Origin of the sequence: Actinoallomurus oryzae (genome assembly GCF_039541955.1) — a bacterium.
Taxonomy (GTDB): domain Bacteria; phylum Actinomycetota; class Actinomycetes; order Streptosporangiales; family Streptosporangiaceae; genus Actinoallomurus; species Actinoallomurus oryzae.
This window is the reverse complement of sequence record NZ_BAABHF010000059.1, coordinates 48,050-74,870: the sequence shown is the minus strand read 5'-3', so window position 1 is coordinate 74,870 and position 26,821 is coordinate 48,050. Positions and strand designations below refer to the sequence as shown.

Here is a 26,821-nt window from a genome sequence, read left to right as displayed (position 1 = left end):
AGGTCGTTCAGAGGTCGAGACCGGTCAGGACCATCACGCGCTCCTCGGTCAGGTCGTTCATCGCCGACCGCAGGCCCTCGCGCCCGACGCCGGACTGCTTCCAGCCGCCGTAGGGCATCTGGTCGGCGCGGTAGCTCGGGACGTCCCCGACGATCACACCGCCGACCTCCAGGTCGCGGTGGGCGCGGAACGCCGTCCGTACGTCGGTGGTGAAGATCCCGGCCTGGAGCCCGTACTTGGAGGAGTTGACCGTCGCGAAGGCCTCGTCGAGGTCGCCGAACCGCGCGACGTACAGGACCGGACCGAACACCTCCTCCTCGGCGATCTTCGTGCCGGCGGGCACGTCCGCCAGGACGGTCGGCGCGACGGTACGGCCTTCGCGGGTGCCGCCGGTGAGCACGGAGGCGCCCGCCTCGGCGGCCTCCGCGACCCAGCTCGTGATCCGTTCGGCCGCCGCGTCGTTGATCACCGGGCCGACCTGGACGCCGTCGGTCGTCGGGTCGCCGGTGGTCAGCGCCTCGACCGCCGAGACGAGCTCGGGGACGAAGGCGTCGTAGACGTCGGTGTGGACCAGCACCCGCTGCACGGCGATGCACGACTGGCCGGCCTGGTAGTTGGCGAACAGCGCGATGCGCGAGGCGGCCGCGGGCAGGTCCGGCCAGTCGGCCGTGACGATCACCGCGGCGTCGCCGCCGAGCTCCAGCGTGATGTGCTTGCCGGGCGCCTGTTCCTGCAACGACAGGCCGACCGGGCCGGAACCGGTGAAGGAGACCACCGGCAGCCGGGGGTCGGTGACGAGCGAGGACATCTTCTCGTTCGGCACCGGCAGCACCGAGACCATCCGCGGCGGCAGATCCGTCTCGGCGATGATCTCGCCGAGCAGCAGCGCGCTCAGCGGGGTGGCCGGCGCCGGCTTGACGAGGATGGGCGCGCCGACGGCGATGGCCGGCGCGACCTTGTGCGCGACGAGGTTCAGCGGGAAGTTGAACGGCGCGATGCCCAGCACGGGACCGCGCGGGAACCGGCGGACGACCGCCATCCGCCCGGTCGCGGCGGCGTCGGTGTCGAGCCGCTGCAGGTCGCCGGCGAACCGGCGGGTCTCCTCGGCGGCCCACCGGAACGTCGACACGGCGCGGGTGACCTCACCGCGCGACCAGACCAGCGGCTTGCCGTTCTCCGCGGTGATCAGCGCGGCGAGCTCCTCGGAGCGTTCGGACAGGCGGGCCGAGATGTGGTCGAGGGCCGCGGCGCGCACGTGCGCGGGCGTGGCCTGGGCCTCGTGCCGTACGGCGTGCAGGTCGGCGACGGCCTGCTCCACCTGGGCGTCGGTCGGGACCGCGACCTCGCCCACGACCGAGCCGTCCCACGGCGAGGTCACCGTGAGGGTGTCGTCGCCGGTGGTGGGCGTTCCGGACAGGAGGAAGGGCGTGACGTCGGACATGACGGAGAACCTCGCTTGAGTCGGGGGGCGGATGGCTCAGACGGACGCCGCGAAGGCGCCCTCGAGGATGTCCAGGCCTTCGGTGAGCAGGTGGTCGGGCGAGGACAGCGGCGGGAGGAACCGCAGGACGTTGCCGTACGTGCCGGCGGTCAGCGTGACGAGGCCCTCCGCGTGACAGGCCTTGTTCACCGCGGCCGTGAGCGCCGGGTCCGGGGTCTTGGCGACCGGGTCCGACACCAGCTCGATCGCGAGCATTGCGCCGCGGCCGCGTACGTCGCCGATCTGGACGTACTTGGCGGCCATCTCGCGCAGCCGGGGCACGAAGAGCGCCTCCACGGCACGGGCGCGCCCGGGAAGGTCCTCGGCCTTCATCGTCTCGATCGCGCCGAGCGCCGCCGCGCAGGCCACCGGGTTGCCGCCGTAGGTGCCGCCCAGGCCGCCGGGGTGGACGGCGTCCATGATCTCGGCCCGCCCGGTCACGGCGGCGAGCGGCAGGCCGCCGGCGATGCCCTTCGCCGTGGTGATCAGGTCGGGCACCACGCCCTCGTGGTCGCAGGCGAACCAGTCGCCGGTACGGCAGAAGCCGGTCTGGATCTCGTCGGCGATCAGCAGTACGCCGTTGTCGCGGCACCAGTCCGCCACACGCGTGAGGAAGCCGTCCGGCGGCACGACGAAACCGCCCTCGCCCTGGATCGGCTCGATGATGACCGCGGCGGTGTTCTCCTCGCCGACCTGGGCGTGCACCTGGGCGGCGAACTGCGCGAACGCCTCTTCGGCGCAGTTGTCCGGACCGGTCGGCCAGCGGTACGGGTAGGCCATCGGCACGCGGTAGATCTCACCGGCGAACGGCCCGAAGCGGTGCTTGTAGGGCATGTTCTTCGCGGTGAGGCTCATCGTCAGGTTGGTCCGGCCGTGGTAGGCGTGGTCGAAGGCGACGACGGCCTGCCGCCCGGTGGCCGAACGCGCGATCTTCACGGCGTTCTCCACCGCCTCGGCGCCGGAGTTGAACAGCGCCGAGCGCTTCTCGTGGTCGCCCGGCGTCAGCTCGGCCAGTGCCTCGGCCACCTCGACGTACTCCGCGTACGGCGTGACCATGAAACAGGTGTGGGTGAAGTCGGCGGCCTGGGCCTGGACCCGCTCGACCACGCGGGGCGCGGCGTTGCCCACCGTGGTCACGGCGATGCCGGACCCGAAGTCGATCAGCTGGTTGCCGTCGACGTCGACCAGGATGCCGCCGCCGGCCCGCTCGACGTAGACCGGCAGCCCGGTCGAGACGCCGGCGGAGACCGCGGCGTTCTTGCGCGCCTGCAGCGCGGCCGAACGCGGGCCGGGAATCGCCGTGTTGAGGATGCGACGCTGCTCAATACCGGTCATGAGTCCTCCTTCGTCGGAGGGTGTGACCACAGGGGCGCGTCTTTTGATTCCCTCGCTTCGCTCGGTCATTACACTCCGATCGGTCGATAGTGCCGAGGCTACGCCGGGCGTGGCGCGCTATCGGGCGGGAGGGGCAAGGTCCATGGCGACGGCGCGTACGGGCGCGCCGTCGGCGCCCGCGAGGCGCAGCGGGAGACACGAGACGAACGGCGTGAAGTCGATCTGCTCGAAGCCGCGCAGGTTCTCCCCGATCACGCCGCCCGCCGCCGCGATCAGGCGGTGGGCGGGGAAGCCCTCGCCGGGATGCGCGGCGTCCGGTGTCTCGTCGATGTTGGGGAAGTCGAGCAGGAAGGTCCGTACGCCGAGGCCGAGCATCCGGCGGCAGGCGTCCGCGTCGAGGAACGGATGGTCGAAGTAGGCCGGCGTTCCGTACCGGTCCGGCCACCCGGTGTGCAGCAGCGCGATCACGCCGGGCCCCAGCCGCCCAGCCGCCGGGGCGATCGACTCCCAGGTGATGCGGGCCCGCGGCGCCAGGCCGGTGACGTCGATGACGGCACCTTCGCCGGCGAAGAGCGACAGGTCCATCTCGTCGATGCGGGCGCCGTCCGCGCGGAAGTGGTACGGCGCGTCGACGTGCGTGCCGGTCTGGGAGCCGAGCCGCAGGCTCAGCAGGTTGAAGCCGTCCGCCTCGATGGTGGCCGCGGGCTCGATTCGTGGCACCGGATCCCCCGGGTAGATCTGGGTGGACGCCGACAGCGGCACCGACAGGTCGACGATGCGGCGAACGTGCACGGCGGCTCCTTCCACGGACCGGGGCCGAGGGTTGACGAGATAACTGTAGGGCAACTTTGGTTTCCTACCAAGAAACATCACGCGACCATCGGTGCCCGTGAGACGATCGTCCTCCGGCGTGTCGTGGGCGGCGGCTCGCCGTCCGCGACCACCCGCCGTCCGCACCGGGCCGCCCCGACGAAGAGAGCTCATGAGATCAGTGCCGATCGCCGCCGGCCAGCAGGAGCTGCGCATCGGGGCCCGCCTGCGCGACGCCCGGCGGCGGCAGGGCCTGACGATCGACCAGGTGGCGCGGAGCACGGGCCTGACCAAGGGGTTCATCAGCCGGATCGAGCGCGACATGACCTCGCCGAGCGTGTCGACCCTGGTCACCGTGTGCGCGGCCCTGTCCCTGCCGGTCGGGGAGCTGTTCGTCACCCCCAAGACCGACGTCGTACGCGCGGCGGAGGCCCCGTACATCCAGCTCGCCGGCCCGGGCGCGGACGAGCGCCTGCTGACGCCGCGTGGCCAGGGGCGGCTCCAGCTCGTGCGTTCGGTCATCGACCCCGGCGGCACGGGCGGCGAAGAGCTCTACACCCTCGACTGCGAGGTGGAGGTCGTCCACGTGGTGCGCGGCCGGCTGGAGCTGGTGTTCTCCCGGTCGGCGGAACTGCTGGAGACGGGCGACACGATGACCTTCTCCGGCCGTGAGCCCCACACATGGCGGAACCCGGACCCGGACGAGCCCGCCGAGGTCCTCTGGGTGATCGCCCCCGCCTCGTGGGAGACCACCGCCTAGCACCGCACCGATCGCTTCAGGCGTGCGGGGAACCGCCGGGGGCGAGACGACGCGCCACGGTTCGTGGGCCTTGAATGGGGGACGGACGTGGTCGCGTCCGTTGGAGAGCGACCCGACACCGGATACGTGACGGGATTCGGCTCCGGGGATTCCGCGCCGGAAGGCCGTGACATGGCGGAAATGGTGGGCGTATATCCGATATATGCGTCTGAGCGGGATCTCGTGTACGCCGCTGGATTCGATGTTCTCTGGAACCTCGACTGGGACCGTTTCGACCCCGCGCGGCCTCCCGTGGCGTGAACCGTCGCCGAACCGGGACGTAGTGACGTCGGAGCCGTCCGATGGGCGCTCTGGGTACGCTCGGCCACAGCCACGGACGAGGGAGACGATGTGACGCCGTTCCACGATCTCGATGAGTACATGGCACTGCCGAGGGTGCTCACCCTGCGGCTGTCGGCGGACGGGCGGCGTCTCGTCGCCGTCGTGCGGGCCCTGGCGTCCGACGGCAAGAAGTACCGGACGGCGCTGTGGGAGGTCGACCCGGAGGGCGTGGCCGGACCGCGGCGGCTGACGCGCTCGGAGGCGGGGGAGGGGCATCCGGTGTTCCTGCCCGACGGGTCCCTGCTGTTCACCTCCGCCCGTACGGACGCCGGCGGCGCCGGCGAGGAGGAGCTCCAGCGGCTGTGGCTGCTGCCCGCCGAGGGCGGCGAGCCGTGGAAGGTCGCGGACCACCCCGGCGGCATCGAGGACTTCGCCGTCGCACGCGACAGCGGCACCGTGGTGTTCGCGGCGCCGGTGCTGCCCGGTGGCGACGACGAGCGTGCCGAACGCCGTAAGGCGGCCGGCGTCACCGCCATCCTGTACGAGGGCTTCCCGATCCGCGACTGGGATCATCACCTGGGCCCCGGCGAGCGACGGCTGTTCGCGGCGGCGCCGCCCGCGCCGGACGGGTCCGGGCTCGAGGCGCCGCGCGACCTCACGCCGGAGCCGGGCCACGCACTGGCCGGGCAGGACTTCGCGGTCGCCCCGGACGGCGCGACGGTCGTCACCGGATGGTGGTTGACGCTTCCACGCGGCCAGCGCCGCTCCGAGCTCGTCGCGATCGACACGGCGACGGGGGAGCGGCGCCGGCTCGCCGGTGCCGACGGCTTCGACTTCGTCCGTCCGGTCGTCTCACCGGACGGCCGCCACGTGGTCTGCGTGCGCGAGCGCCACAACAACCTGAGCGAACCGCCCGACGAGACGCTGTGGATCGTGCCGATCGACGGCGGTGAGGGCCGCGACCTGACGCCGGACTTCGACCGGTGGCCGTACGACGCGATCTGGTCGCCGGACGGGCGCTTCGTCTACTGCGCCGCGTACGACCACGGGCGTGCGCCGGTCTTCCGCGTGGAGGTCGCCACCGGTGAGGTCACCCGGCTGAGCGGCGACGACGGCGCGTACGACCTCGTGGACGTCTCCCCGGACGGCCGGCACGTCTACGCGGTGCGGTCCGCGATCGACGCGCCGCAGGCCCCGGTCCGGCTGGAGGCGACCGGCCCGGCGCGGGAGCCGGAGCCGCTGCGGCTCTGCGACGCGCCGGAGCTGCCCGGCACCCTCACCGAGGTCACGACGACGGCCGCCGACGGCACGCCGCTGCGCGGCTGGCTCGTGCTGCCGGACGGCGCGTCCGCCGCGTCGCCGGCGCCGCTGCTGCTGTGGCCGCACGGCGGACCGTACGCCAGCTGGAGCCCCTGGGCGTGGCGGTGGAACTGGTGGCTGATGGCCGCGCGCGGGTACGCCGTCCTGCTGCCCGATCCCGCGCTGTCGCTCGGCTACGGACAGGACTTCATCCGCCGCGCGCAGGGCTGCTGGGCGGAGCCCGCGTACGACGACCTGATGAGGATCACCGACGCCGCGGTCGCCCGAGACGACGTCGACGCCGACCGCACCGGCGTCATGGGCGGCTCGTACGGCGGATACATGGCCAACTGGATCGCCGGCCACACCGACCGCTTCAAGGCGCTCGTCACGCACGCGAGCGCCTGGCCGGTGGAGACATTCCTGACCTCCGACGAGGCGCACTACTTCATCCGGGAGTTCGGCGACCCGGCCGAGCGGCCCGAGCGGTGGGCCGCCAACGATCCGGCGCGGCACGTCGCGAACATCCGCACGCCGATGCTCATCATCCACGGCGACCGCGACTACCGGGTGCCGATCAACAACGCCCTGCGGCTGTGGGGCGACCTGGTCCGGCACGAGGTGGAGGCGAAGTTCCTCTACTACCCGGACGAGAACCACTGGATCCTCACGCCCGGCAACGCCACGGTCTGGTACGAGACCGTATTCGCCTTCCTCGCCCAGCACGTCCTGGGAGAGGAGTGGAAGCGCCCCGACCTGGTCTGAGGGCGTCTCACCGGCCCGCGCGGGATCAGCGGCCGGCCGCGGCCTCCTCGTACGCGCGCAGGGTCGCGACGAACCTCGCCCGCTGCTCGTCGGTGAGCGGTTCGAGCGCCGTGCGCCAGGCGCGCGCGCCGTTGGCGAGCCACGCGTCGACGGACGTACGGCTGTCGTCGGCGATGCTCACGATCGTCCGGCGGCGGTCGGCCTCGTCCTCACGCCGCTCGACCACGCCCTTGCGGCTCAGCTCACCGACCATGAGGCTCACCGTGGTCGGCGCCACGTCCAGCCGCGCGGCGAGTTCGTTGACGCTCTGCGGCCCGTCGAAGAGCAGGTAGGACAGCAGCGACAGGTGCCGCGGCGCCAGGTCCAGCGACCTCAGGCGCTCGGGCACCGGCGTGCGCTTGGCGCGGCCGACCAGGCGCGGCGGCGGCGCGTCGTGGTCTTCGCCTCCAACGCGGGCGCCCCGGCCCATCCGGCCTGGTACCACAACCTGCTGGCGAACCCCGGAGTCACCGTCGAGACCGGCGAGGAGACGTACGCCGCGACGGCCCAGCCGCTCGAGGGCGCCGTCCGCTCCGGTGGCCTGGCAAGCCGTTCCCGCGGGTCGTCTCGCCTGACCAGGCCGGTAAAGCGGTCACAGGACGAGCATGAGCTTGCCGCAGGAGCCGGAGGTGCCCGCCGGGCACCGGCACGTCCGTGGATCGTCAGAGGGCGTCGGGGTGGGCCTGGTACGGGCCGGCCGGGTCCGACGTGCCGCCGGCGCGGGACGGCGGGACGTCACCGGCCTCCGCCGCCACCGTCCGCGCCGCGTACGGCCCCCGCGCCGTGTGCGGCCCCTCCGAGACCACCCGGCCCCGCGCGTCGAGCACCTCCTCCGGAACGCCGGCACGAGGGAACAGGACTCGGGAGATGACGCGGACCGCGTCCGGGATGTGCGCCGCGGGGCCGATCGGCTCTCCCCAGGACCACCACCACATCAGGCCCTCGTCGCCGTGCGGGACGGGCATGCAGCGGACCGTGTCGATCAGGCGGGCGTGGCCGCCGGGGGCGCCGACGCGGACCCGGGTCGGCGCCAGCACTTCGGCCTCCAGGCCTGCCTTCGTGCAGTCGTCGGCGAGTTTCTCGGCAAGTAGATGAACGTCGCAATTGGTCATTGGGGCATAACTCCATCTCCCGGCGACCTTTGTGGCCGGGATGCCGATGTCCTGTAATGGAGAGCATGCACGAGGTAATGCGATTTCGGTAGCGCCGCAAGTTCCGGCGGTCATACGGTGACCGCATGGACGCCGACGTTCTTCCCAACGCCCTAAAAGCGATCATGACTCGGCACGGATGGTCGCAGGTGGAGCTCGCCGCCGAACTGGGCGTGTCGCAGTCGTGGGTCTCGCAGACATCGCGCGGTGTGAAAGACAGCGGTATCGCCAAGGTGCAGCGACTTCTCGACCGCATCGGCTGGGAAGTTCGCATAACCCCCAAAACGGAGAACGATACCGTGAAACGTAGACATTTCGTCTCGGCGGTCGGTTCGATCGCCTTCGTGCCATCCCCGAAAACCGCGCCGTATCAGGACCCGGAATATGTGCGGACGCTCGCCGAACGGCTCGCCCAAGATCGATATGCACAGGGCGGTATCCCGGTTTCCTCCACTGCGCTGCGACATCTGAAGAAAGTCGGATTTGTGATCTCCGGTAAAGATCGCAAACTTCAGTCCGCGGCGTCCGATCTGGCCTGCGAGGCCGCGCGGATCTTTTATGACGCCCGGCGGTACGACGTGGCCGAGCGCGCCGGGTCGTTCGCCTTCGAGCTCGCGCGGCGCGCAGGCGACGTCAACGGCCAGGCCGCCGCGTGCAGCGCGCTGAGCCGCATCAGCATCGACCGCGGTCACGGCGACCGGGGGATCATGTACGCGCGACAGGGTCTGGCGCTGCCCGACCTGTCCCCGTCACAACGCGCGTGGCTGAAGCTCCGGATGGCGCGCTCACTCGCGCTGGTCGGCGGCCAGGAGCGCGCGGCCCGCCACCGCCTGGCCGAACTCGGCGACACCGAGGGACTGTCCCCGTACGAGAAGGCCGACATGAAGGGGAACGTCGGCGTCGCGCTGGCCCGCATGCGGGCGTACCCCGACGCGCACGCGGCCATCGCCGAGGCCGTCGCGCTCAGCGGGCAATGCTCCCCCCTCCTGCTGGTGGCCTACAAGGCGTGGCAGGCCGAGGCGGCGCTGGCGGCGTCGGAGCCGCTGATGGCCGCGGAGCACATGGCGGTCCTGGCCCGCATCGCCCCGATGGTGTCCTCGGCCCGGGTGAACGCCCACATCGCCGACATCCTCGGCATGTCGACCCGCTGGTCCGACGTCTCCGAAATGCGCCAGGCAAGCGAGCACCTGCGCTCGGTGCAGCCGGAGTAAGCCCCCGTCCGCCGGGCCCGCCTCCGGCACCGGCATGCCCGCACACCTGGCGGATCAGACGGGCCGGTTAGCCGGGCAGACCTGGTAGCGGTGTGGACTGGACAGGCCTGGTGGCCGGGACGGGCCGGGCGCCGGAGCCCTCTCCGGCGTGGAGAGGGCGCGGGTACGCGTCGCCCGGTGCACCCGGTGATGCGCCGGCTCAGTCCAGCCGGCGCGTGCTCTCGCGCAGGATGACCTCGCCCGACACCGGAACGCGCATCGGCTCGCCGTCCTCCGGCGGGTCCGCTGCGAGGGCGAGGCGTGCCGCCCGTTCGCCCATCTCCTCCAGCGGCAGCCGTACGGTCGTCAGCGCCGGGATCGTGTCGCGCAGCGTGGCGATGTCGTCGAACCCCGCCACCGACAGGTCGTCCGGCACGCCGACGGCCCGCTCCCGCAGCGCTGCCATCGCGCCGACCGCCATGACGTCGTTCACCGCGAACACGCAGGTCGCCTCGGTGCCGTGCCGGACCAGCTCCAGCGCGGACGCGTACCCGCCGTCCCGCGTGAACGCCCCCTCGACCACGTCGCAGGTCGTACCGCCCGACGCGGCGAGCCCGGCGCGGAAGCCGTCGAGGCGCTCCCGCGCGGTCACCAGGTCGGGCGGCCCGCACAGCACCGCGAAGCGGCGGTGCCCGAGTCCCGTCAGCGCGCGGGCGAGACGGTCGGCGCCCGCCCGATTGTCCGGGCGTACGGTCGGGACGTCCAGCCCGTCCTGGCCGACGCACGCCACCCGGCCGCCCGCGGACCGGAACGCCGCCAGCTCGGCGGCGAGCCGCGACGTCGTCCGCCGGTCGGTGGTACGGCTGCCGACGAGGACGATGGCGCGGGCCCGCTGTGCGCGCAGCGTCGCGGCGTACTCGATCTCGCGTTCGGGGTCGCGGAGCGTGGTGCCGAGGACGACGAGCGCGCCCTGTTCCTCGGCGACCCGCGTCACGCCCGCGGCGATCGAGGAGAAGTACGGGTCGGCGATGTCGTGCACCAGGAGCCCGACGATGTCGGAGGCGCTGCGCGCCAGCGCGCGGGCGTGCGGGTTCGCGGTGTACGACAGGCGGGCGGCGGCGTCGAGGACCTTCTCCCGCAGCTCCGGGCGTACGGCTCGGGTGCTCTTGCCGAGCACGCGGGAGGCCGTCGCGGGCGACACGCCGGCGAGCCGTGCGACATCGTCGAGCGTCGGCTGCTCCACGCGGGGCCGCACCGAGTCCTCGGTCATCTTCGAGATCTAACCAGGCGCCGCCCGGTGAACGGTGCCGGAACGACCGGCCCGATGAGGCCACCGTGGTCCCGGCACCACCGGAACCGCGTATGCGTCCGAGACCGCCCGGAACAACCTCGTCCGTCGGCGAACGGCGCCCAGGCGAGGGAGAGCGTCAGCCTGATCTCGGCCGAGACCGACGACCACGGGCCGACGACCGCGACCGACGGCCGACGGCTGACGGCCGACGGCAAGCGCTCCCTGGCTGGCTGCTACCTGCGATCACCACCGCACGCACCGCGCTGGGCGGCCGACCGCCTGCCGGCCGCATCCCCAACCTCGCGGGACGGAACCGGTCTCTCAGCTCAGAGCGGATTCGCGCTGGGCGTAGATCGGGCTCCGGCGAGGGCCGGCGATTTAACGTCCGGCACATGGACCTTGTCGCGCTCACTTCCAGACTGACCTTCCTCCGCTTCCCCGTCGGGCACGTCTACCTCTGGGCGGAGCCCGAGGGGCTCACGCTCGTCGACTCCGGTCTTCCCGGCTCGGCGCCGGCGATCGCCGACGCGATCCGCGAGCTCGGGCACCGGCCCGAGGACGTGCGCCGGCTGGTGCTGACCCACTTTCACGAGGACCACGTCGGCTCCGCCGCCGAGATCGCCGGCTGGGGCGAGGTCGAGGTCGTCGCCCACCGGGACGACGTCCCCTACATCCAGCGCGAGCAGGCCGGGCCCCCGCCGGATCTGCTCGACTGGGAACGGCCGCTGTACGAGCAGGTCACCGCCGGGCTGCCCGCGGACCCGCCCGCGCCCGTACGGGTCGACCGTCCGGTCGGGGACGGCGACGTGCTCGACTTCGGGGGAGGGGCGCACGTCGTCGGCGCGGCCGGGCACACGCCCGGCAGCCTGGGGCTCTTCCTGTCCGGCTCCGGTGTGCTGTTCACCGGCGACGCCGTGGCGCGCACGCCGGACGGTGAGGTCATCCTCGGCGTCTTCAACGCCGACCGGGCCGGGGCCGCCGCCTCGTTCGCGCGGCTGGCCGCGGTCAATGCGGAGATCGCCTGCTTCGGCCACGGCGAGCCCCTCACGGAGGGCGCGGCCGACCGCCTGCGCGCCGCCGCGAACCGCCCGGACCCGGCGGACGCCGGGTGACCGGCGCCGCCTCGGTGGTGAGTCTGGCCGACGGCCTCGATGCCACGCGCGGGTCGCCGTGGTGCCGCCGCGCGTCGGCCGGGCGTCCCCACCGCGCTCGGAGTATCGGCTGAGACTCATCTGCGGCTGCGGCGACCGAGCCGCGGGCCACGGGCACTCACCGTTTCACCGGTCGCCGGACAGCGAGGCGCGGGCTCGCCGCTCCGCACCGGCGGCCGGTGCGGCGCGGCCGGCCTGAGGCGATCTTCGCTACCCGCGCCGGGGCGCCGCGCTATGTTCTCGGTATGTCGTCTTCCCGGGCGAGACTCACCGGCCTGCTCGCCGCCGTGCTCGCGATCGTCCTCACCGCCGGTTGCTCGGGCGGGGGCGGTTCGGACAAGTACCCGGCCGGCGGGCCGTTGCTCCAGCAGGCGGCGAACGTCCTGCGCGGAGTCACCAGTCTCAGCTTCACCCTGCGTACGAGCGGCGACCCGAACGTCAACGTCAAGAGCGTCGACGCCAAGCTGCTGAAGAGCGGCAACTCCCAGGGGTCGGTGCAGGTGAGCGAGCTGGGAATGCCGATCCAGCTCGACTTCGTCGTGATCGGCAAGACCGTGCACTTCAAGGGGCTGACCGGCGGATGGCAGAAGGAGCCGCTGTCCAAGGTGGCCGGGATCTATGATCCGTCCGCCATTCTCGACCCCGACCGCGGGCTGGTGCAGCTGCTGCTCACCGCCAAGAACGCCGAGACCAAGGGCAAGGACAAGGTGGCGGGCCAGGAGTGCTACCGGGTCCACGCGACGCTGGCCCGCGCCGCGCTCAGCCGGCTCGTGCCCGGCATGAACGCCGACGCGCCCGCCGACATCTGGGTCTCCACCGCCGACAAGCACGTGCTCAAGGCCGAGGTGGAGGTTCCCGCGAAGAGCGGCGGTAAGCCGGGCAAGGTGACGATCACGTTCGCCGACTTCGGCAAGCCGTTCCCGATCAGCGCGCCGGCCAAGTGAACGCCGAGGGGCACGGAGCGCGGCGCGTCGCGATCGGCGTGGGCGGCGTGGTGGTGCTCCTCGCCGCCATCGACGCGTACGTCGTGGTCACCGTCCTGGTGACCATGGTCGGCGACCTCGGCGTGCCGGTGAACCACATCGAGCGCGCCAGCCTGGTCGTCACGGCGTTCCTGCTCGGCTACGTGGCGGGGATGCCGCTGCTCGGCCTGCTCTCGGACCGGTTCGGCCGCCGGATCATGATCCAGGCCTGCCTGGCCGGGTTCGCGGCCGGGTCGGCGGTCACGGCGCTGGCCGGTTCGATGCCGACGCTGATCACCGGCCGGGCGTTGCAGGGGCTCGCCGGGGGAGCGCTGCTGCCGATCACGATGGCCCTCGCGGGCGACCTGTGGGACGAGCAGCGCCGTCCGGCCGTGCTCGGCGGGGTCGGCGCCGCGCAGGAGATGGGCAGCGTGCTCGGCCCGCTGTACGGCGCCGCGGTGGCCGCGGTGGCCGGCTGGCGCGGCATCTTCTGGATCAACATCCCGGTGGCGCTGCTCGCGATGGTCGCCGTGCAGTGGACGGTGCCCGGCGGGCGTCCCGCCGCCCGCACCCGCATCGACGTCGTCGGCGGCGCGCTGCTCGCGGCCGGGCTCGGCCTCCTCGTCGCCGGCCTGTACAACCCCGATCCGAACCACAGCGCGCTGCCGTCCTGGGGTCTCCCGTGTGTGGCGGCCGGCATCGTGGTGCTCGTGGCGTTCGCCGTCTGGGAGGCACGGGCCCGTACGCGCCTGCTCGACCTGCGCGGCGCCCGGCGCGGCGGCCTGTTCGCCGCGTTCGGCGTCAGCCTGCTGTCCGGCGCGGCACTGATGACCACGCTGGTCGACGTGCAACTCGTCGCCCAGACGCTCTTCGGCCGGAACGCCACCGGCGGCGCGTACCTGCTGGCCCGCTTCCTCGTGCCGCTGGCGGTCGCCGCGGTCGCCGGCGGCCTGCTGGCACGCCGCCTCGGCGAGCGCTGGCTGATCTTCGCGGGCATGCTCGTCGCGGCGGCCGGCTACGCGCGGATCGCGGCCTGGCCGCTGCACGCCCAGGGCCTGGGGTACGACCTGGGCTTGTTCACCGTCCCGCGGGTGGACGCCGACCTGCTGATCGCCGGGCTCGGGCTCGGGCTGGTGATCGCGCCGCTGTCGTCGGTGGCGCTGCGGTCGGTCGCCGCGGCGCAGCACGGCATCGCGTCGGCGGCGGTCGTGGTGGCCCGCATGATGGGCATGCTGATCGGCGTCGCGGCGCTGGGCGCGTGGGGATTCCATCGGTTCCAGACGCTGACCGCACACCTGACGACGCCGCTGCCGATCGGGATGAGCCGTACGGAGTTCGCCCGCCGTCTCGCCGCCTATCTGGCCGCGGTCAAGGCGGCCCTGCACACGGAGTACGCCGACATCTTCTGGGCCACCTCCGCCCTGTGCCTGGCGGCCGCCCTGCTCGCGCTCGCCATCGGCCGCCGTCCCGCCCCCGGCGGGAGACCGGCGGCACCGGCCGAGGAGGACGCCCTCACCGGCCCGGCCGGGACGGCGTGACATCGGCGGTGTCACACCGCCCGTTCCCCGTCACCGTCGCGCGAGCGGTCCCGCGGCGACCCGCGCCGTGTCGTCGGTGGAGAACCGCCCGGCGGCACGTGCCGCGGTGGCGCGGGCCCACCGTCCGGTCGTGACCATGCCCAGCACGAGCACGATGAGGCCGTATGTCGTGACGAGCCACCAGGCGGCGTGGCTCGCCGAGGCGAAGCCCGATCGGAACGCTCCATGGATCCCCGAACTCACCAGCGAACCGGCGAGCGCGACGCCGAGGGACTGGCCGACCTGGCGGCTCGTGGAGGCCGTCGCGGCGGCGACGCCCGCCTGGTCCCGGGGCATGCCGGACATCGCCGTGTTGGTGATCGGCGCGTTGACCATCGCCATCCCGGCGCCGAAGACGAAGTACGCGGTGATCAGCAGGCCGGTGGACGTGTCGGTGGTCAGGCCGGTGAGCAGGACACCGCCGGCGGTCAGGCAGACGCCCGCGATGACCAGTGAGGGACGCGGACCCCGGCTGCCGACGAGCCGGCCGGACACGGGGGCGAACACCATCGTCATCGCCGCGATGGGCAGGACGTACAGGCCGGCGAGGAGCGGGGACAGACCGCGCACGTCCTGCAGGTACAGGGTGTTGAGGAAGAGGAAACCGCCCAGCCCCGCGAACGCGCTGACCGCGATCACCGTCGCGCCGGAGAACGGCGCGCTGCGGAAGAACCGCAGTTCGATCAGCGGATCGGTGCGGCGGGGCTCGTACACGAGGAGCCCGGCCAGCGCCGCCGCGGCGAGCCCGAAGAAACCGAGGATCTTCCCTGAGGTCCAGCCGGCGTGCGGCCCCTCGATGATCGCGTAGGTCAGCGCCGCGAGCGTGACGATGACGAGGAGCTGTCCGATCGGGTCGGGCCGGCGTGCCCGGGGCGCCTTGGACTCCGGAACGAAGAGGGCGGTCAGCACGAGAGCCGCCACCCCGACCGGCACGTTGATCCAGAAGATCGATCGCCAGCCGACCGAGTCGATGAGAACACCGCCGACGATCGGGCCCAGCGCCATGCTCACGCCGCTCACGCCGCCCCAGACGCCGATGGCACGGGCGCGTTCGCGCGGCTCGGTGAACGTGTTGGTGATGATCGACATGGCGATCGGGTTGAGCATCGACCCGCCGATGGCCTGCAGCGCCCGGAAGGCCACGAGCCAGCCCAGGCTCGGTGCCGTACCGCAGAGCGCCGAGCCGACGACGAACACGACGAGGCCGGTCTGGAAGGTGCGTTTGCGGCCGACGCGGTCACCGGTGGAACCGGCCAGCATCAGGAGACTCGCCAGTACCAGCGTGTAGGCGTCGATCGTCCACTGCAGGCCGTTGACCGGTGCGTGGAGATCGTGCTGGAGCGAGGGCAGAGCGACGTTGACGATCGTGTTGTCGAGCCCGACGATGAACAGGCTCATACAGCAGATCGCCAGGACGAGTGTTCGCCGGCGGTGGGCGAGTTCCGGCACCGAGCCTCCTGCGCTGACCAACGTTAGTTACCGAACCTAACTAACTTAGGATATCTCCGCTGGCAGGAACGGGGACGAGAGGGGAGGCCCGGCGAACCGGGCTGACACCTTCGAACCCGGACGGTACGGTGGTTCGCCCCGGCAAAGCGGGCATCCCGGCTGCCGGCAGCGGTCACCGGGCTCGGCAGCCGACGGCCGGGACAGTGGCAGGAGGAGACGGACGGAAACGGCGGCCATCACTGGCGGGACGCTTCCGGGGAGGCGGTCATGACCGCCGGCTACTCCACCATGAGCCACTGCCCGAAGGAAGCCGACCTACGGCGCAGCGAGGGAGACACGAAAGTCACCGGCTACGCGCCGCTCAGGGTTCCCGGTGCGGCCGGTGGCGCACGGATCGGTTTCGACCGTCCGTCGTACGACGTGCACGACGCGACGAATCTGCTCGCATGGTTGAAGGACTGCCAGACCGAACTCGCCATCGAGATCTACACGACCGGCTCTGTGGTCGACGACATCGCCTCCAGCATCGTCGCGCAGGCGGACGACTAGAGAGCGTCGACGCCCGAGAGCCCGCCGTGGGGCCATGACGCGGCGGCGAGAGCGGCATGCCGTACGCTCACGGGCTCGCCGGGAGGCTCAGACCGCCCGCGTCGTCCACGGCCTGGACGGTGACCTTCTGCGCGCCGGCCGGGACGGTCACGCTCTGCCTGCCGCCCGCGTCCACGGTCGCCGGGACCGTCGTCGTGGTCCCGTCGGCCGTGACGCGGTACGACGTCACGCGGCCGGTGTACCCGTCGTCGCCCGGCGCGGTGAAGGTGACCGTCGCGCCGCTGCGCTGGAGATCCTTCAGCAGGCCCGGCGGCCGGGTGTCGGTGCCGTACCGGCCGGTGCGCCACTCGTCGTGGTGGTAGGCCCACGACTCGGCGTCCGGCTTGCCGTCGGTCTTCCAGGCGAACAGGTAGCCCTCGCGGGTCGTGGTGACCAGGTCGGTCTTCCCGTCCCCGTCCAGGTCGCCCGCCGCCGGGGAGAACAGGGTCCAGCCGCCGGTGAACTTGGGGAAGCCCGCGGCCTGGCCGGAGGAGGTGAAGGCGTGCACGGTCGAGGTGTCCCCGCCGTCGACGACCTCGGCCTTACCGTCGCCGGTGACGTCGGTGATCAGCGGCGCACCCAGGAAGTCCAGGCCCGCCCGCTCGTGCGGGAAGCCGGGGACCGGTAGCCCGGTGACCGCGTCGTAGCCGCGTTCGAAATTGCCGATCGGGCTGCCGCTGCCCGGGTACAGCAGCGCCGCGATCAGCGACACCGCGCCCGATCCCGACTCGGCGTACCCCAGCCGCCCGGCCGCCCCGAAGCGCCCGAACGCGCCGGTGGTGGTGAACGAGGCGGGCACGTCGGCGGGCAGCTTGCCGCCCAGCAGCGCGCGGATGATGCTCTCGTCGCCGTTCAGCAGTCCGAGCGCCGGGTTGTTCAGCGGGCCGTAGGCGTTCCGCACCTTGCCGTCCCCGCCGACCAGGAAGGTGGCCGCGAACGACGGCCCGGCCGCCACCTCGTCCTTGCCGTCGCCGTCGACGTCGGCCACGGCGGGGCTGCCCGCCGCCTCGGTGATGAACTCCTGTGCGCTGCCGTAGTAGGTGATGATCGAGGGCAGCCGTACGGGCCAGCCGCCGACCGGCGAACCGTCGGCGTGGTAGGCGTACACGTAGTTCGCGCCGAGCAGCTGGATGCCCGCGCCGGGGCTCTCCGAATGCTGCGAGCGGACCACGACCTCCGGCTTGTGATCGCCGTCGAGGTCGGCCACGGCCGGCGTCGCGTCCAGCTTCGCGTCGTCGATGGCGACGCCGGAGGACGGCTTCGGCGGGTCGGCGACCTTCACCGGCCAGCCGGCCACCGCGCCGCCGTCCGCGTGCCAGGCGTGAACGTGCCCGTCCCAGCCCGCCTGCACGACCTCCAGGCCGGGCTTGCCGTCCAGGTCGACGAGGACGGGGGAGGCCGTCGCGCCCCGGTGCGGCAGCCGGGTGTACGGCAGCGAGGGCCGCGGGATCGCCGGCTTGCTCACGCCCGTGTCGAGCGTCTTCGGCCAGCCCGGCAGCGTCTTTCCCGAGGAGTCGAAGGCGTACGTACGGCCGGTGGTGCTGGTCGCCACGACCTCCTGCCGTCCGTCGTGGAACAGGTCGCCGACCGCGACCGGCGCGACGATCGGCTCGTGGCCGGGGTCGAAGCCGGGGATCCGCACGGGGCTCGCGTTCGTGGACGCGGGCCAGCCGGGCAGCTCCTTGCCGCTCACGCCGTCGATCGCGTGCACCCGGCCGTCGGCGTCGCCGAACACGATCGCCTGGTGGCCCGTGCCCTGGAGGTCCGCCGGCGCCGGCTGGCTCTCCCCGCCGATGCCGAACTTCTGCGGGAAGCCGGCCCGCAGGCTCGCGTCGTGGTGGACCGCGATCGTACGCCGCTCCTCGCCCATCCGGCCCTGGTCGTCCCAGACGCGCAGGCGGAGGGTGACCGTGTACTGCTCGGTGGACGACAGCGCCTTGTCGTCCGACATCGTGTAGGCCTTCGTCCAGAACGACCGGGGCAGCCCGGAGAGGTCCAGCGTGCCGACCCTGCCGTCGTAGACGCCGCTGCCGTCCCCCGACCCGGCCTTGGCGAAGTCGCCCTCCGCCGGGTCGAGGCCGGGCGCGAACTGCAGTTCGTACCGGAAGCCCGACGCCCGCCGCGCCTCCACGTGCCCGGTGACCGGCACCGACGCCGTCGTCTCCGGGTCGTAGAGGGAGTACCAGTCCGGGCTCTCGATCGAGGCGACCGGGGGGATGTCACCCTTCGCCACCGCGGCCATGGCGGCGTGGATGTTCGGCCGGCCGTATCCGTACTGGCTGTCCCAGCCGGGCCGGCCCGGCCAGCCGAGGCTCGTGTCGGCGATGTCGCTCGCGGTCGCCCGCATCACCTGCACGGCCTCGCCGTTGCTCAGCGGCCAGGCGATCTTCTTCTCACCCGCCGCCTGCGCCCCGTACGACAGCAGCAGGCCGAACAGCCCGCCCGTCGTCGGCGTCGACTCCGACGTCGAGCCGCCCATGGTGGCCACCGAGAACATCGCGTGCGCGCCGAAGGAGGTCAGGTTGGAGCGTTCGCGGTACGTCGTGGTCAGCGCGTTGGCGAGCGCGCCCGTGACGCCGTCGGTGTTGGGCACCAGCCCGTTGCCGGGGATGACGTGGGGCCAGAACATGCCGCCCTGGTGGTCGGTCGAGTCGAAGTCGTTGCTCGACTCGACCATGATCACGCCGTCGTTCCAGAGCTTGTCCACGGCGCGGCGCATGGCGGAGGAGTAGCCGAGGTCGGCGGTGGTGCTCACGATGACCTTGGCGCCCGCGCGCCCCGCGTACAGCCACGCCGCGGTGAGGTCGTCGGTGCGGTCGAGCGCCTCCTGGCCGGCCCGGATCGGCATCAGCCGGCACTTCGGGCAGATCCCCGCGCCGAGCTTTCCGTTGTCGGTCTGCGCGCCGGCCTTCCTGAGCTGGTCGTTGGCGTGCCCGTACGTGCCGTCGGAGGTGGCCGGGTCGTTCTGGTCGTCGTAGAAGTCCCAGCCGGAGATGTCGTCGGTGAAGCCGTTGCCGTCGTCGTCCTTGCCGTCGGAGAAGGCGGCGATCAGGTCCTCGGGGTCCATCAGGCCGTTCCCGTTGGCGTCGTGGACGCGGTCGTCGTCCTTGTAGTCGGCGGCGGTGACCGCGCCGTCGCCGTCGCGGTCGTAGGACGAGGAGCCCTGCGGCTTCGGCAGTTCGCCGGTGTTGAGGTAGACCTTGTTCGCCAGGTCGGCGACGTCCGAGCCGTGCCAGTTGATGCCCGCCTCGACGTAGGCGATCACCGTGTCGGGCGACCCGGTGGTGTAGTCCCGCCAGGCCGCGTCGACCGACATTCCGGACGCGCCCTCGGGGTCCTTCGCGCCCGGCGTGCAGCGGGGCATGAAGGAGTAAAGGTTGTGCTGCTCGGCCCCGGGCGCCCCCGCCGTCAGGCAGGTGAGGGCGCCGCCCTGCTCGGCGGGCGCGTAGTCGGGGTCGTCCGGCGGCCCGGCGGGGAAGGTGGCGGCGCCGCCCCGACCGGCGGAGAGCGTCACCACGAGGACGACGGCGAACACGACGGCCAGGACACGCCTCATCCGACCCACCTCAATCGCGTCTGATCGCGCTGATCACATTGAGGCAATCGGGGAGTCAGGAATACCCCTTTGACCGCATGAGGACATGAGTAATTTTCGCGTTAACCGGGATGCGGTGAACGCCCGCGACGCGGTCGCCGTCGAGCGGGGCGGTGACCGGCATCTCCCGGCCACGGGCGGGCGCATCGCCCCGTGCGGCCGGTTTCCGCGCTACGCGGCGTCGCCGCCGAGAGGCGTCTCGTGCTCCCACAGGTGGGTGCAGGACGGGCACTGCAGGTACAGGACGCGGCCTCGGTTGGCGAGCAGGTAGCGCCAGTGGACGGTGCAGGTGCGGCCGGCGCCGCAGTCGTCGCAGCCCTCGTGGTCACGGCACCGGGGGCAGGGGATCCAGGCGCGGCGTGCGATGTCGGCGCCGGGGTCAATCGGCAGCACGGCCGGGCTCCCGTCGCGGCAGCACACCGGCCGAGACCAGCCGGTCGTAGATCTCCTGCTGCTTCGCGTCGAGACCGGAGTAGAGCAGGTCGTGTGCCGCCTCCTCGTCCCGCAGCGCGGCGGCCGGATCCCAGTGCGGGCCGAGCGCCGCGACCGCCTCGGCGCGGCGGCGGGCCTCCTCGCGCTCGAGATCGACCTCGAAGACGACGTATCTCTGGGGGTCCTGATGCATTCGGCTTCCCGGGGGTGGGGGGTGACCGGGCGCCCGGAACAGGCACGCCGATCACGGAGGGTGAAATTGGACAAAGGGGTAATGCCTCATGTTATCGCTGGTCAGCGGGGGTGCCGTCATGGGCTGAACGCCGTCCGAGCGGCCCCCGGAGTCCTTGGCCGGGGCATTGTCGTGATTGGAGAAGCGCGGGAGATCCCTTGGTGCGGACTGCGTTGTCGCTCCCCGGCGGCTGACATATGTTCTGTGAGTCCTCTGTCACAGGCCGTCATCGACGCCTCCGACCTCGCGAAGGAAGAAGGTCCGCCATGCCGCGGACAACAGAACACCTCGGTGCGGTCTTCGCCCGGCGAGAGGCGCCCGGGCGGGCGCTGGCGGCCCACGCGGAAGCGATCGCGGAGGCCTGCCACGCGATGGCCGGGCGCTTTCACCGGGGCGGCCGGCTGTTCACCTTCGGCAACGGCGGCGCGGCCACCGACGCCCAGCACATCGCGGTCGAGTTCGTCCACCCGGTGATCGTCGGCAAGCGCGCCCTGCCCGCCCTGTCGCTGACCGGCGACGTCGCCACGCTGACCGGGGTCGGCGCGGCGGCCGGGTTCGCCGACATCTTCGCGCACCAGCTGCGGCACTTCGCCGCGCCCGACGACATCGCGCTCGGTGTCTCGCCCGACGGACGGTGCGGCGACGTGCTCGCCGGGCTGCGCACCGCCCGGGACATGGGCCTGCTGACGGTGGCGCTGCTCGGCGGCGACGGCGGCGACATCGCGGCGGCCGGGGTCGCCGGCCACCGGATCGTGGTGCCCTCCGATGACCCGCGCGTGGTCAAGGAGGTGCACGTCACCGCGTACCACGTGCTGTGGGAGCTGGTCCACGTCCTCCTCGAACAGCCCGGCGTGCTCGGCCCGGAGGTGATCGCGTGAACCACTGCTCCGATGACCACTGCGTGACCTGCTCCGATGAGGCCGTCGCGGTACGCGTGGTCCGCCTGCGCGACGGCGACCTGGCCGACGTCGACGTCGGCGGCGGACGCATCGAGGAGGTCAGCGTCGCCCTCGTGGACGCCGAGGTCGGCGACGTCGTCCTGGTTCACGCCAAAGAGGCGATCGGCGTGGTGCCGTGAGCGAACCGGACCGCCCGGCGGAGGAGGGCTCATGAGAGAGCGGAGTGACGAGAGCGTGCCGTCCGGCGACGGGGCGCTCCCGGGAGGGATGCGGGAGCTGTACCCGTTCCTCTACTCCGGGACGGCCGACCTGGAGCCGGTCCTGGCCGACGTGCGCCGGTCCACCGTCGAGAAGGCGGAGGAGATCGTGGCACTGCGCCAGAGCGTGCTCGCCCTGGACGGCCCGCGGCTGGAGGCCTGCGCCGCGCGAATGGCGGTGGCCTTCCGCGCCGGCGGCCGGCTGTTCACCTTCGGCAACGGCGGCAGCTCCACCGACGCGCAGGACGTCGCCGCGCTCTTCCTCAACCCCGGCGGCGACGCGCGTCCGCTGCCGGCGCTGGCGTTGACCACCGACGTGGCGGTGATGACCGCGCTGTCCAACGACATCGGCTTCGACGTGGTGTTCGCCCGCCAGCTCGGCGCGTTCGGCCGGGCGGGGGACCTCGCGCTGGGCCTGTCGACGAGCGGCAACTCCACCAACCTGATCCGCGCCTTCGAGGAGGCCACTCGCCGGGGAATGCTGACGATCGGACTGGCGGGGCACACGGGCGGGCAGATGGCCGAGCTCGACGGCCTCGACCACCTCTTCACGGTGCCCTCCTCGTCGGTGCATCGCATCCAGGAGGCGCAGACGACCGTCTACCACGCCCTGTGGGAGCTCACCCAGTACGCGCTCTGACGCCCTCCCCGCGCCGCCCGCGGTTCGGTGGGTTGGACGTCTCCACCTGGTGGGTAACTGTCATAGGTGCCCGTCATCGCAGGTCACCGCCACGATGGCCATCGAGAGAAGGCCTCGTGAGCGCACGAGCCAGAAGACACGCGCGCGTGGTCGTCCCTCCGGCGAAGGAGGCCCCGTGACCGACCTGGAAGCCGCTCGCGCGGTCGCCGACGCCGTCCTCTACGACGGTCACCGGCCCGCCCCGTACGGCGCGGTGCGGGACCGGGTCCGCCGGCAGCTCGTTGTGCTCGTACCGCCCGGCTTCACCGCCACCGAGGAGCCGTCGGCCGCCCAGACCGAGTGCCTGCTGGACGGCGGCGACGGCGGGGTGCTGCACGTACGCTGCCGTTTCCTGCACGTACGGGCGCGAACCGCCGAGGGCGCCACACCGCGTGACGAGGCGGCCGAGCGTGAGATCGACCTCGCCTGGCCCCTCGCCGACCTGCTCGCCGGCGAACGCCGGCACGATGAACGGATCCCCGGCGGCCGTGAGACCGCCGACGGCGTCACCCGCACCGCGGAACCGCTCGACGTGCGGGTCCGCGCCTCCGCCGAGCGCCTGCCCGGCCCGTACGGCGTGGTGCGGCTCCGGCTGCGGCTGGAGAACACCAGCGGATGGACCGGCGAGGAGCGGCCCGAGGCGCTGCGGCGCTCGCTCGTCACGGCGCACGCGCTGCTCGGCCTCACCGGCGGGGTGTTCCTCTCGCTGGCCGACCCGCCGGAGTGGGCGCGGCCGTACGCCGAAGGGTGTGAGAACCTCCGCGCCTGGCCGGTGCTGGTCGCGGACGACCTGGTGCTGTCCTCGCCGGTCATTCTGCGCGACCGGCCGCGCCTCACCCGGGAGGACCCCGGCGAGCCCGCGACGACGCTCACCGACCGGCCCTGGTGCGGTCCTGGCGCCGACGCGCCGGCCGCCCCGGAGGCCGACCGGATCACCATCGCCGGACACGAGGTCGGCAGGGGCAGCAAGGTGCGCCTCACGCCGGGCGGGCGCGCCGACGCGCAGGACATGTTCGTGGCCGGGCGGATCGCGACCGTCGAGGCCGTGCTGTTCGACGTCGACGGTTCGCGGCACCTGGCCGTCACCGTCGACGACGACCCCGGCACGGACCTGCGCCGGGCCCAGGGCCGCTACTGGTACTTCGGCCCGCAGGACGTGGAGCCGCTGTGAAGATTCTGGTCGCGGGCGTGGGCAACGTCTTCCTGGGCGACGACGGGTTCGGCGTCGAGGTCGCCCGGAGACTGAGCGAGCGGCTCGACCGTACCCCGCTGCCCGACGGCGTCGTCGTCGGCGACTTCGGCATCCGCGGCATCCACCTCGCCTACGAGCTGTCCGCGTACGACACGACGATCCTCATCGACGCGGCGCCGCGCGGCGAGGAGCCCGGCACGCTGTACGCCCTGGAGCTCGGACAGGGCGAGCCCCAGGCCGCCGTCGACGCGCACGGGATGACGCCCGACGTCGTGCTCGGCCTGGTCGGCGCCGTCGGCGGCGAGATGCGCAGGGTCCTGCTCGTCGGCTGCGAGCCCGCGGACGTCGCGCCGGGCATGGAGCTCAGCCCCCCGGTCGCCGCGGCCATCGAACCCGCCGTCCGGCTGGTTCGCGAACTCATCGAGGAGGAGCTCCGTGACCATCAGGAACCCACGGTGGGGCGGTGACGTGAATGCATGAGATCGGACTCGCCGCCGCGATCCTCGAGGCGGTCGAGAAACGCGCCGCCGGACGCCCGGTCTGCCGGGCGACGATCCGGGCCGGCGCCCTGCTGCGGATCGTCGAGCCCTCGATGGACCAGGCGTTCCAGCTGGTCACCGAGGGCACCGTCGCGCAGGGCGCGGCCATCGACATGGTCGTGACCCCGGCCCGGCTCACCTGCCGCGCCTGCGGCCACGACGGCAGCACGCTCGACCCGCTGGCGGTCTGCCCCACGTGCGGCGACGGCGACGTGGACGTGACCGGAGGCGACGAGCTGGTGCTGGAATCCATCGAGATAGGGGAGGCACCCGATGTGCCTGGGAATCCCGGGGGAGATCGTGGAGATCCTCCCCGACCAGCCTGACCTCGCCAAGGTCGACGTCAGCGGCGTCCGGCGGGCGATCAACATCGGGCTGATCACCGACGAGGAGCCACGGCCGGGCGACTGGATCCTCATCCACGTCGGGTTCGCCCTGTCCAAGATCGACGAGGCCGAGGCCAAGGCGGCGATGGACTTCCTCGAAGGCGTCGGCCAGGCCTACGCCGACGAGATGGAGGCGCTACGGGAATCGAGGATCGAGTGATGCGTTTCGTCGACGAGTACCGCGACGCGGACCAGGCCCGCGCGCTGGCCGCCTCGATCGCGCGCCTGTGCGACCCGGGCCGGGAGTACAAGTTCATGGAGGTCTGCGGCGGGCACACGCACACCATCTACAAGCACGGGCTGGCGGACCACCTGCCGGACAACGTCACGCTCGTGCACGGCCCCGGCTGTCCGGTCTGCGTGATCCCGATGGGCCGGGTGGACGATGCGATCCACATCGCCGAGCAGGACGACGTGATCATGACTTCCTTCGGCGACATGATGCGGGTGCCCGGCGGGCGCGGGTCCTTCTTCGACTCCAAGGCGCGCGGCGCCGACATCCGGATGGTGTACTCCCCGCTGGACGCGCTCAAGATCGCCCGGCAGAACCCGGGCAAGAAGGTCGTCTTCCTGGCGATCGGCTTCGAGACGACCGCGCCGTCCACCGCGATGACCGTGCTGCGGGCCAGGGCCGAGGGGCTGGCCAACTTCTCCGTCTTCTGCAACCACGTGACGATCATCCCGGCGATCAAGGCGATCCTCGACTCTCCGGACCTGCGCCTCGACGGCTTCATCGGCCCCGGCCACGTCTCGACGGTGATCGGCTGCCGGCCGTACGACTTCATCGCCCGGGAGTACGGCAAGCCGCTGGTCGTCGCCGGGTTCGAGCCGCTCGACATCCTGACCTCGATCCACATGCTGCTCACGCAGCTCGCCGAGCGCCGGTCGGAGGTGGAGAACCAGTACGCGCGTGTCGTGCCGTGGGACGGCAACCCCAGGGCGCTCGGGGCCATCGCCGAGACGATGGAGCCGCGGCCGTACTTCGAGTGGCGGGGTCTGGGCTTCATCTCCCACTCCGCGCTGCGCGTCCGCGACGCGTACGCCGGGTTCGACGCCGAGCGGATCTTCCAGATCCCCGGCGGGCGGGTGACCGATCCGAAGGCCTGCCAGTGCGGCGAGGTGCTCAAGGGGGTGCTCAAGCCCTGGGAGTGCAAGGTCTTCGGCACCGCGTGCACACCGGAGACGCCGATCGGCACCTGCATGGTCTCCTCCGAGGGCGCCTGCGCCGCGTACTACAACTTCGGCCGGTTCTCCCGCGACCGGGTACGGGAGGCGGCCCGTGACTGAGGACGTGAGGCGGCCCGTGACCGGGCGTTCCGCGGAGTGGGCCGAAGCGGCCGTGCGCGAGCACGCGCACACCGAGGTCGCCGACCGCGAGGAGCAGGTGCTCGAACGCATCGAGCGGGCCCGCCGCCGCAGGCCGCGGCTGCGCGAGGACGCCATCACCCTCGCCCACGGCTCCGGCGGCAAGGCCACCCACACGCTCATCGAGGCGGTCTTCCTCGACGCCTTCCGCAACCCGCTGCTCGAACCCCTGGACGACGGCGCCCGGTTCGCCGTCGACGGCGCCTCGATGGTGTTCACCACCGACTCCTACGTCGTGTCGCCGCTGTTCTTCCCCGGCGGCGACATCGGCGACCTGGCCGTCAACGGCACCGTCAACGACCTGGCCGTCTCCGGCGCCGAGCCGCTGCACCTGTCGGCCGGCTTCATCCTGGAGGAGGGCTTCCCGGTCGCCGGCCTGCGCCGGATCGTCGAGTCGATGCGCGCCGCCGCCGAGGCGGCGGGCGTGCGGATCGTCACCGGTGACACCAAGGTGGTCCAGCGCGGCAAGGCGGACGGCTGCTACATCAGCACCGCCGGGGTCGGCGTGGCCCGGCGCCCGCCCGGCGGCGAGGTACGGCCGGGCGACGCCGTCCTGGTCTCCGGCCCGATCGGCGAGCACGGCGTGACGATCATGCTGGCCCGCGGCGAGCTGGACATCGAGTCCGACCTGGCCTCCGACACCGCACCCCTGAACGGCCTGGTCGCGACCCTGCTGGAGGCCTGCGGAGGCGGCGTGCGCCGCATGCGCGACGCGACCCGCGGGGGAGTGGCGACGATCCTCAACGAGGTGGCGAGCGACGCGGACGTGGCCGTCGTCGTGGAGGAGAACGCGATCCCGGTACGCCCGGACGTGCGCGGCGCCTGTGAGCTGCTCGGCATCGACCCGCTGTACGTCGCCTGCGAGGGCCGCATGGTCGCGGTCGTGTCCGGCGACGCGGCCGGCGACGCACTGGCCGCCCTGCGCTCGCACCCGTTGGGCGAGGGAGCCGCGATCGTGGGCCGGATCAGGGACGACCCGCCGGGACTCGTCCTGCTCAAGACCGCCTTCGGCGGCACGCGCATCGTCGACCTGCTGGTCGGCGACCCCCTGCCGCGCATCTGCTGAGGCGGCGGCCC

At 72.5% G+C, this 26,821-nt stretch carries 26 protein-coding genes and 1 pseudogene; 17 read left to right on the top strand and 10 right to left on the bottom strand.

Annotated features, from left to right (window positions below; genetic code table 11):
* Positions 1-7 precede the first annotated feature (7 nt).
* The 3 genes from ABEA10_RS45745 to ABEA10_RS45735 form a co-directional block, all read right to left on the bottom strand.
* On the bottom strand, positions 8-1,441 hold the full coding sequence (locus tag ABEA10_RS45745; RefSeq protein ID WP_345474978.1) for an aldehyde dehydrogenase family protein: 1,434 nt from the start codon (positions 1,439-1,441) through the stop codon (positions 8-10).
* Positions 1,442-1,477: 36 nt separating this feature from the next.
* Positions 1,478-2,815, bottom strand: a complete 1,338-nt coding sequence (gene gabT / locus ABEA10_RS45740; protein ID WP_345474977.1) for a 4-aminobutyrate--2-oxoglutarate transaminase — start codon at positions 2,813-2,815, stop codon at positions 1,478-1,480.
* A gap of 117 nt (positions 2,816-2,932) precedes the next feature.
* Positions 2,933-3,607, bottom strand: a complete 675-nt coding sequence (locus ABEA10_RS45735; protein WP_345474976.1) for a cyclase family protein — start codon at positions 3,605-3,607, stop codon at positions 2,933-2,935.
* A 190-nt stretch (positions 3,608-3,797) separates the two neighbouring features.
* Between ABEA10_RS45735 and ABEA10_RS45730 the strand changes: the two genes are divergently transcribed.
* Complete coding sequence (locus ABEA10_RS45730; RefSeq protein WP_345474975.1) at positions 3,798-4,385, top strand: helix-turn-helix domain-containing protein; 588 nt, start codon at positions 3,798-3,800, stop codon at positions 4,383-4,385.
* A gap of 420 nt (positions 4,386-4,805) precedes the next feature.
* The gene (locus tag ABEA10_RS45725) at positions 4,806-6,770 is read left to right on the top strand and encodes a S9 family peptidase (protein WP_345474985.1); all 1,965 of its coding nucleotides are present in this window, start codon (positions 4,806-4,808) and stop codon (positions 6,768-6,770) included.
* A gap of 25 nt (positions 6,771-6,795) precedes the next feature.
* Here the strand turns inward: ABEA10_RS45725 and ABEA10_RS45720 are convergent, their stop codons facing one another.
* Positions 6,796-7,239, bottom strand: coding sequence for a MarR family winged helix-turn-helix transcriptional regulator (locus ABEA10_RS45720; protein WP_345474974.1), 444 nt, complete (start codon positions 7,237-7,239; stop codon positions 6,796-6,798).
* Here ABEA10_RS45720 and ABEA10_RS45715 point away from each other — a divergent pair.
* Positions 7,204-7,281, top strand: a pseudogene (locus tag ABEA10_RS45715) (nitroreductase/quinone reductase family protein); the annotation flags it as partial. The gene ABEA10_RS45720 and the pseudogene ABEA10_RS45715 sit on opposite strands and share 36 nt — an antisense overlap.
* Positions 7,282-7,471: 190 nt before the next feature.
* On the opposite strand, the gene ABEA10_RS45710 reads toward ABEA10_RS45715, so the two are convergent.
* Positions 7,472-7,921: a hypothetical protein gene (locus ABEA10_RS45710; RefSeq protein ID WP_345474987.1), complete on the bottom strand. Its 450-nt coding sequence runs from the start codon at positions 7,919-7,921 to the stop codon at positions 7,472-7,474.
* Positions 7,922-8,046: 125 nt separating this feature from the next.
* Between ABEA10_RS45710 and ABEA10_RS45705 the strand changes: the two genes are divergently transcribed.
* Complete coding sequence (locus ABEA10_RS45705) at positions 8,047-9,171, top strand: helix-turn-helix domain-containing protein (RefSeq protein ID WP_345474973.1); 1,125 nt, start codon at positions 8,047-8,049, stop codon at positions 9,169-9,171.
* Positions 9,172-9,370: 199 nt separating this feature from the next.
* Here the strand turns inward: ABEA10_RS45705 and ABEA10_RS45700 are convergent, their stop codons facing one another.
* Positions 9,371-10,420: a LacI family DNA-binding transcriptional regulator gene (locus ABEA10_RS45700; protein WP_345474972.1), complete on the bottom strand. Its 1,050-nt coding sequence runs from the start codon at positions 10,418-10,420 to the stop codon at positions 9,371-9,373.
* 413 nt (positions 10,421-10,833) lie between these two features.
* Here ABEA10_RS45700 and ABEA10_RS45695 point away from each other — a divergent pair, with 413 nt between their 5' ends.
* The 3 genes from ABEA10_RS45695 (at position 10,834) to ABEA10_RS45685 (ending at position 14,092) form a co-directional block, all read left to right on the top strand.
* A complete protein-coding gene (locus ABEA10_RS45695; RefSeq protein WP_345474971.1) occupies positions 10,834-11,553 on the top strand; it encodes an MBL fold metallo-hydrolase in 720 nt (239 codons plus the stop codon).
* Positions 11,554-11,837: 284 nt separating this feature from the next.
* Positions 11,838-12,536 (top strand): LppX_LprAFG lipoprotein, encoded by a 699-nt coding sequence (locus ABEA10_RS45690; protein ID WP_345474970.1) that lies wholly within the window; start codon positions 11,838-11,840, stop codon positions 12,534-12,536.
* Positions 12,533-14,092, top strand: a complete 1,560-nt coding sequence (locus tag ABEA10_RS45685) for an MFS transporter (protein ID WP_345474969.1) — start codon at positions 12,533-12,535, stop codon at positions 14,090-14,092. The genes ABEA10_RS45690 and ABEA10_RS45685 overlap by 4 nt, the downstream gene beginning before the upstream one ends.
* Before the next feature lie 30 nt (positions 14,093-14,122).
* Here ABEA10_RS45685 and ABEA10_RS45680 read toward each other — a convergent pair whose 3' ends face one another.
* Positions 14,123-15,580, bottom strand: a complete 1,458-nt coding sequence (locus ABEA10_RS45680; protein WP_345474968.1) for an MFS transporter — start codon at positions 15,578-15,580, stop codon at positions 14,123-14,125.
* A gap of 267 nt (positions 15,581-15,847) precedes the next feature.
* On the opposite strand from ABEA10_RS45680, the gene ABEA10_RS45675 reads away from it, so the two are divergent.
* Positions 15,848-16,129, top strand: coding sequence for a hypothetical protein (locus tag ABEA10_RS45675; RefSeq protein ID WP_345474967.1), 282 nt, complete (start codon positions 15,848-15,850; stop codon positions 16,127-16,129).
* A 67-nt stretch (positions 16,130-16,196) separates the two neighbouring features.
* Here the strand turns inward: ABEA10_RS45675 and ABEA10_RS45670 are convergent, their stop codons facing one another.
* The 3 genes from ABEA10_RS45670 to ABEA10_RS45660 form a co-directional block, all read right to left on the bottom strand.
* Positions 16,197-19,724, bottom strand: coding sequence for an FG-GAP-like repeat-containing protein (locus ABEA10_RS45670; protein WP_345474966.1), 3,528 nt, complete (start codon positions 19,722-19,724; stop codon positions 16,197-16,199).
* Between the two features lie 210 nt (positions 19,725-19,934).
* The gene (locus ABEA10_RS45665; RefSeq protein WP_329236186.1) at positions 19,935-20,156 is read right to left on the bottom strand and encodes a hypothetical protein; all 222 of its coding nucleotides are present in this window, start codon (positions 20,154-20,156) and stop codon (positions 19,935-19,937) included.
* A complete protein-coding gene (locus tag ABEA10_RS45660) occupies positions 20,143-20,388 on the bottom strand; it encodes a DUF6400 family protein (protein WP_329236184.1) in 246 nt (81 codons plus the stop codon). The genes ABEA10_RS45665 and ABEA10_RS45660 overlap by 14 nt, the downstream gene beginning before the upstream one ends.
* 305 nt (positions 20,389-20,693) lie before the next feature.
* Between ABEA10_RS45660 and ABEA10_RS45655 the strand changes: the two genes are divergently transcribed.
* The 9 genes from ABEA10_RS45655 (at position 20,694) to hypE (ending at position 26,810) form a co-directional block, all read left to right on the top strand.
* The gene (locus ABEA10_RS45655; RefSeq protein ID WP_345474965.1) at positions 20,694-21,305 is read left to right on the top strand and encodes a D-sedoheptulose-7-phosphate isomerase; all 612 of its coding nucleotides are present in this window, start codon (positions 20,694-20,696) and stop codon (positions 21,303-21,305) included.
* A complete protein-coding gene (locus tag ABEA10_RS45650; RefSeq protein WP_345474964.1) occupies positions 21,302-21,505 on the top strand; it encodes a HypC/HybG/HupF family hydrogenase formation chaperone in 204 nt (67 codons plus the stop codon). Before ABEA10_RS45655 ends, ABEA10_RS45650 begins: the two co-directional genes overlap by 4 nt.
* A gap of 31 nt (positions 21,506-21,536) precedes the next feature.
* Positions 21,537-22,223: a D-sedoheptulose-7-phosphate isomerase gene (locus ABEA10_RS45645; protein WP_345474963.1), complete on the top strand. Its 687-nt coding sequence runs from the start codon at positions 21,537-21,539 to the stop codon at positions 22,221-22,223.
* Between the two features lie 175 nt (positions 22,224-22,398).
* The gene (locus ABEA10_RS45640) at positions 22,399-23,433 is read left to right on the top strand and encodes a hypothetical protein (RefSeq protein WP_345474962.1); all 1,035 of its coding nucleotides are present in this window, start codon (positions 22,399-22,401) and stop codon (positions 23,431-23,433) included.
* Positions 23,430-23,921, top strand: a complete 492-nt coding sequence (locus tag ABEA10_RS45635; protein WP_345474961.1) for a hydrogenase maturation protease — start codon at positions 23,430-23,432, stop codon at positions 23,919-23,921. Before ABEA10_RS45640 ends, ABEA10_RS45635 begins: the two co-directional genes overlap by 4 nt.
* Before the next feature lie 5 nt (positions 23,922-23,926).
* Entirely contained in the window at positions 23,927-24,319 is a 393-nt protein-coding gene (locus tag ABEA10_RS45630; protein ID WP_329236173.1) for a hydrogenase maturation nickel metallochaperone HypA/HybF, read from the top strand.
* On the top strand, positions 24,294-24,539 hold the full coding sequence (locus ABEA10_RS45625) for a HypC/HybG/HupF family hydrogenase formation chaperone (protein ID WP_329236170.1): 246 nt from the start codon (positions 24,294-24,296) through the stop codon (positions 24,537-24,539). Before ABEA10_RS45630 ends, ABEA10_RS45625 begins: the two co-directional genes overlap by 26 nt.
* Positions 24,539-25,666 carry a hydrogenase formation protein HypD gene (gene hypD / locus ABEA10_RS45620; protein ID WP_345474960.1) on the top strand — a complete coding sequence of 376 codons (1,128 nt, stop codon included), beginning with the start codon at positions 24,539-24,541 and terminating at the stop codon, positions 25,664-25,666. Before ABEA10_RS45625 ends, hypD begins: the two co-directional genes overlap by 1 nt.
* Positions 25,659-26,810 carry a hydrogenase expression/formation protein HypE gene (hypE, locus tag ABEA10_RS45615; protein ID WP_345474959.1) on the top strand — a complete coding sequence of 384 codons (1,152 nt, stop codon included), beginning with the start codon at positions 25,659-25,661 and terminating at the stop codon, positions 26,808-26,810. Before hypD ends, hypE begins: the two co-directional genes overlap by 8 nt.
* Positions 26,811-26,821: the final 11 nt, after the last annotated feature.

What these genes read in the sequence shown, in the direction of transcription:
- ABEA10_RS45645 (WP_345474963.1), top strand. Translation starts at nt 21,537, where the DNA reads ATGAGAGAGCGGAGTGACGAGAGCGTGCCGTCCGGCGACGGGGCGCTC.
- gabT (WP_345474977.1), bottom strand. Translation starts at nt 2,815, where the DNA reads ATGACCGGTATTGAGCAGCGTCGCATCCTCAACACGGCGATTCCCGGC.
- ABEA10_RS45720 (WP_345474974.1), bottom strand. Translation starts at nt 7,239, where the DNA reads ATGGGCCGGGGCGCCCGCGTTGGAGGCGAAGACCACGACGCGCCGCCG.
- ABEA10_RS45745 (WP_345474978.1), bottom strand. Translation starts at nt 1,441, where the DNA reads ATGTCCGACGTCACGCCCTTCCTCCTGTCCGGAACGCCCACCACCGGC.
- ABEA10_RS45725 (WP_345474985.1), top strand. Translation starts at nt 4,806, where the DNA reads ATGGCACTGCCGAGGGTGCTCACCCTGCGGCTGTCGGCGGACGGGCGG.
- ABEA10_RS45690 (WP_345474970.1), top strand. Translation starts at nt 11,838, where the DNA reads ATGTCGTCTTCCCGGGCGAGACTCACCGGCCTGCTCGCCGCCGTGCTC.
- ABEA10_RS45695 (WP_345474971.1), top strand. Translation starts at nt 10,834, where the DNA reads ATGGACCTTGTCGCGCTCACTTCCAGACTGACCTTCCTCCGCTTCCCC.
- ABEA10_RS45730 (WP_345474975.1), top strand. Translation starts at nt 3,798, where the DNA reads ATGAGATCAGTGCCGATCGCCGCCGGCCAGCAGGAGCTGCGCATCGGG.
- ABEA10_RS45655 (WP_345474965.1), top strand. Translation starts at nt 20,694, where the DNA reads ATGCCGCGGACAACAGAACACCTCGGTGCGGTCTTCGCCCGGCGAGAG.
- ABEA10_RS45705 (WP_345474973.1), top strand. Translation starts at nt 8,047, where the DNA reads ATGGACGCCGACGTTCTTCCCAACGCCCTAAAAGCGATCATGACTCGG.
- ABEA10_RS45670 (WP_345474966.1), bottom strand. Translation starts at nt 19,724, where the DNA reads ATGAGGCGTGTCCTGGCCGTCGTGTTCGCCGTCGTCCTCGTGGTGACG.
- ABEA10_RS45660 (WP_329236184.1), bottom strand. Translation starts at nt 20,388, where the DNA reads ATGCATCAGGACCCCCAGAGATACGTCGTCTTCGAGGTCGATCTCGAG.
- ABEA10_RS45630 (WP_329236173.1), top strand. Translation starts at nt 23,927, where the DNA reads ATGCATGAGATCGGACTCGCCGCCGCGATCCTCGAGGCGGTCGAGAAA.
- ABEA10_RS45710 (WP_345474987.1), bottom strand. Translation starts at nt 7,921, where the DNA reads ATGACCAATTGCGACGTTCATCTACTTGCCGAGAAACTCGCCGACGAC.
- hypD (WP_345474960.1), top strand. Translation starts at nt 24,539, where the DNA reads ATGCGTTTCGTCGACGAGTACCGCGACGCGGACCAGGCCCGCGCGCTG.
- ABEA10_RS45675 (WP_345474967.1), top strand. Translation starts at nt 15,848, where the DNA reads ATGACCGCCGGCTACTCCACCATGAGCCACTGCCCGAAGGAAGCCGAC.
- ABEA10_RS45700 (WP_345474972.1), bottom strand. Translation starts at nt 10,420, where the DNA reads ATGACCGAGGACTCGGTGCGGCCCCGCGTGGAGCAGCCGACGCTCGAC.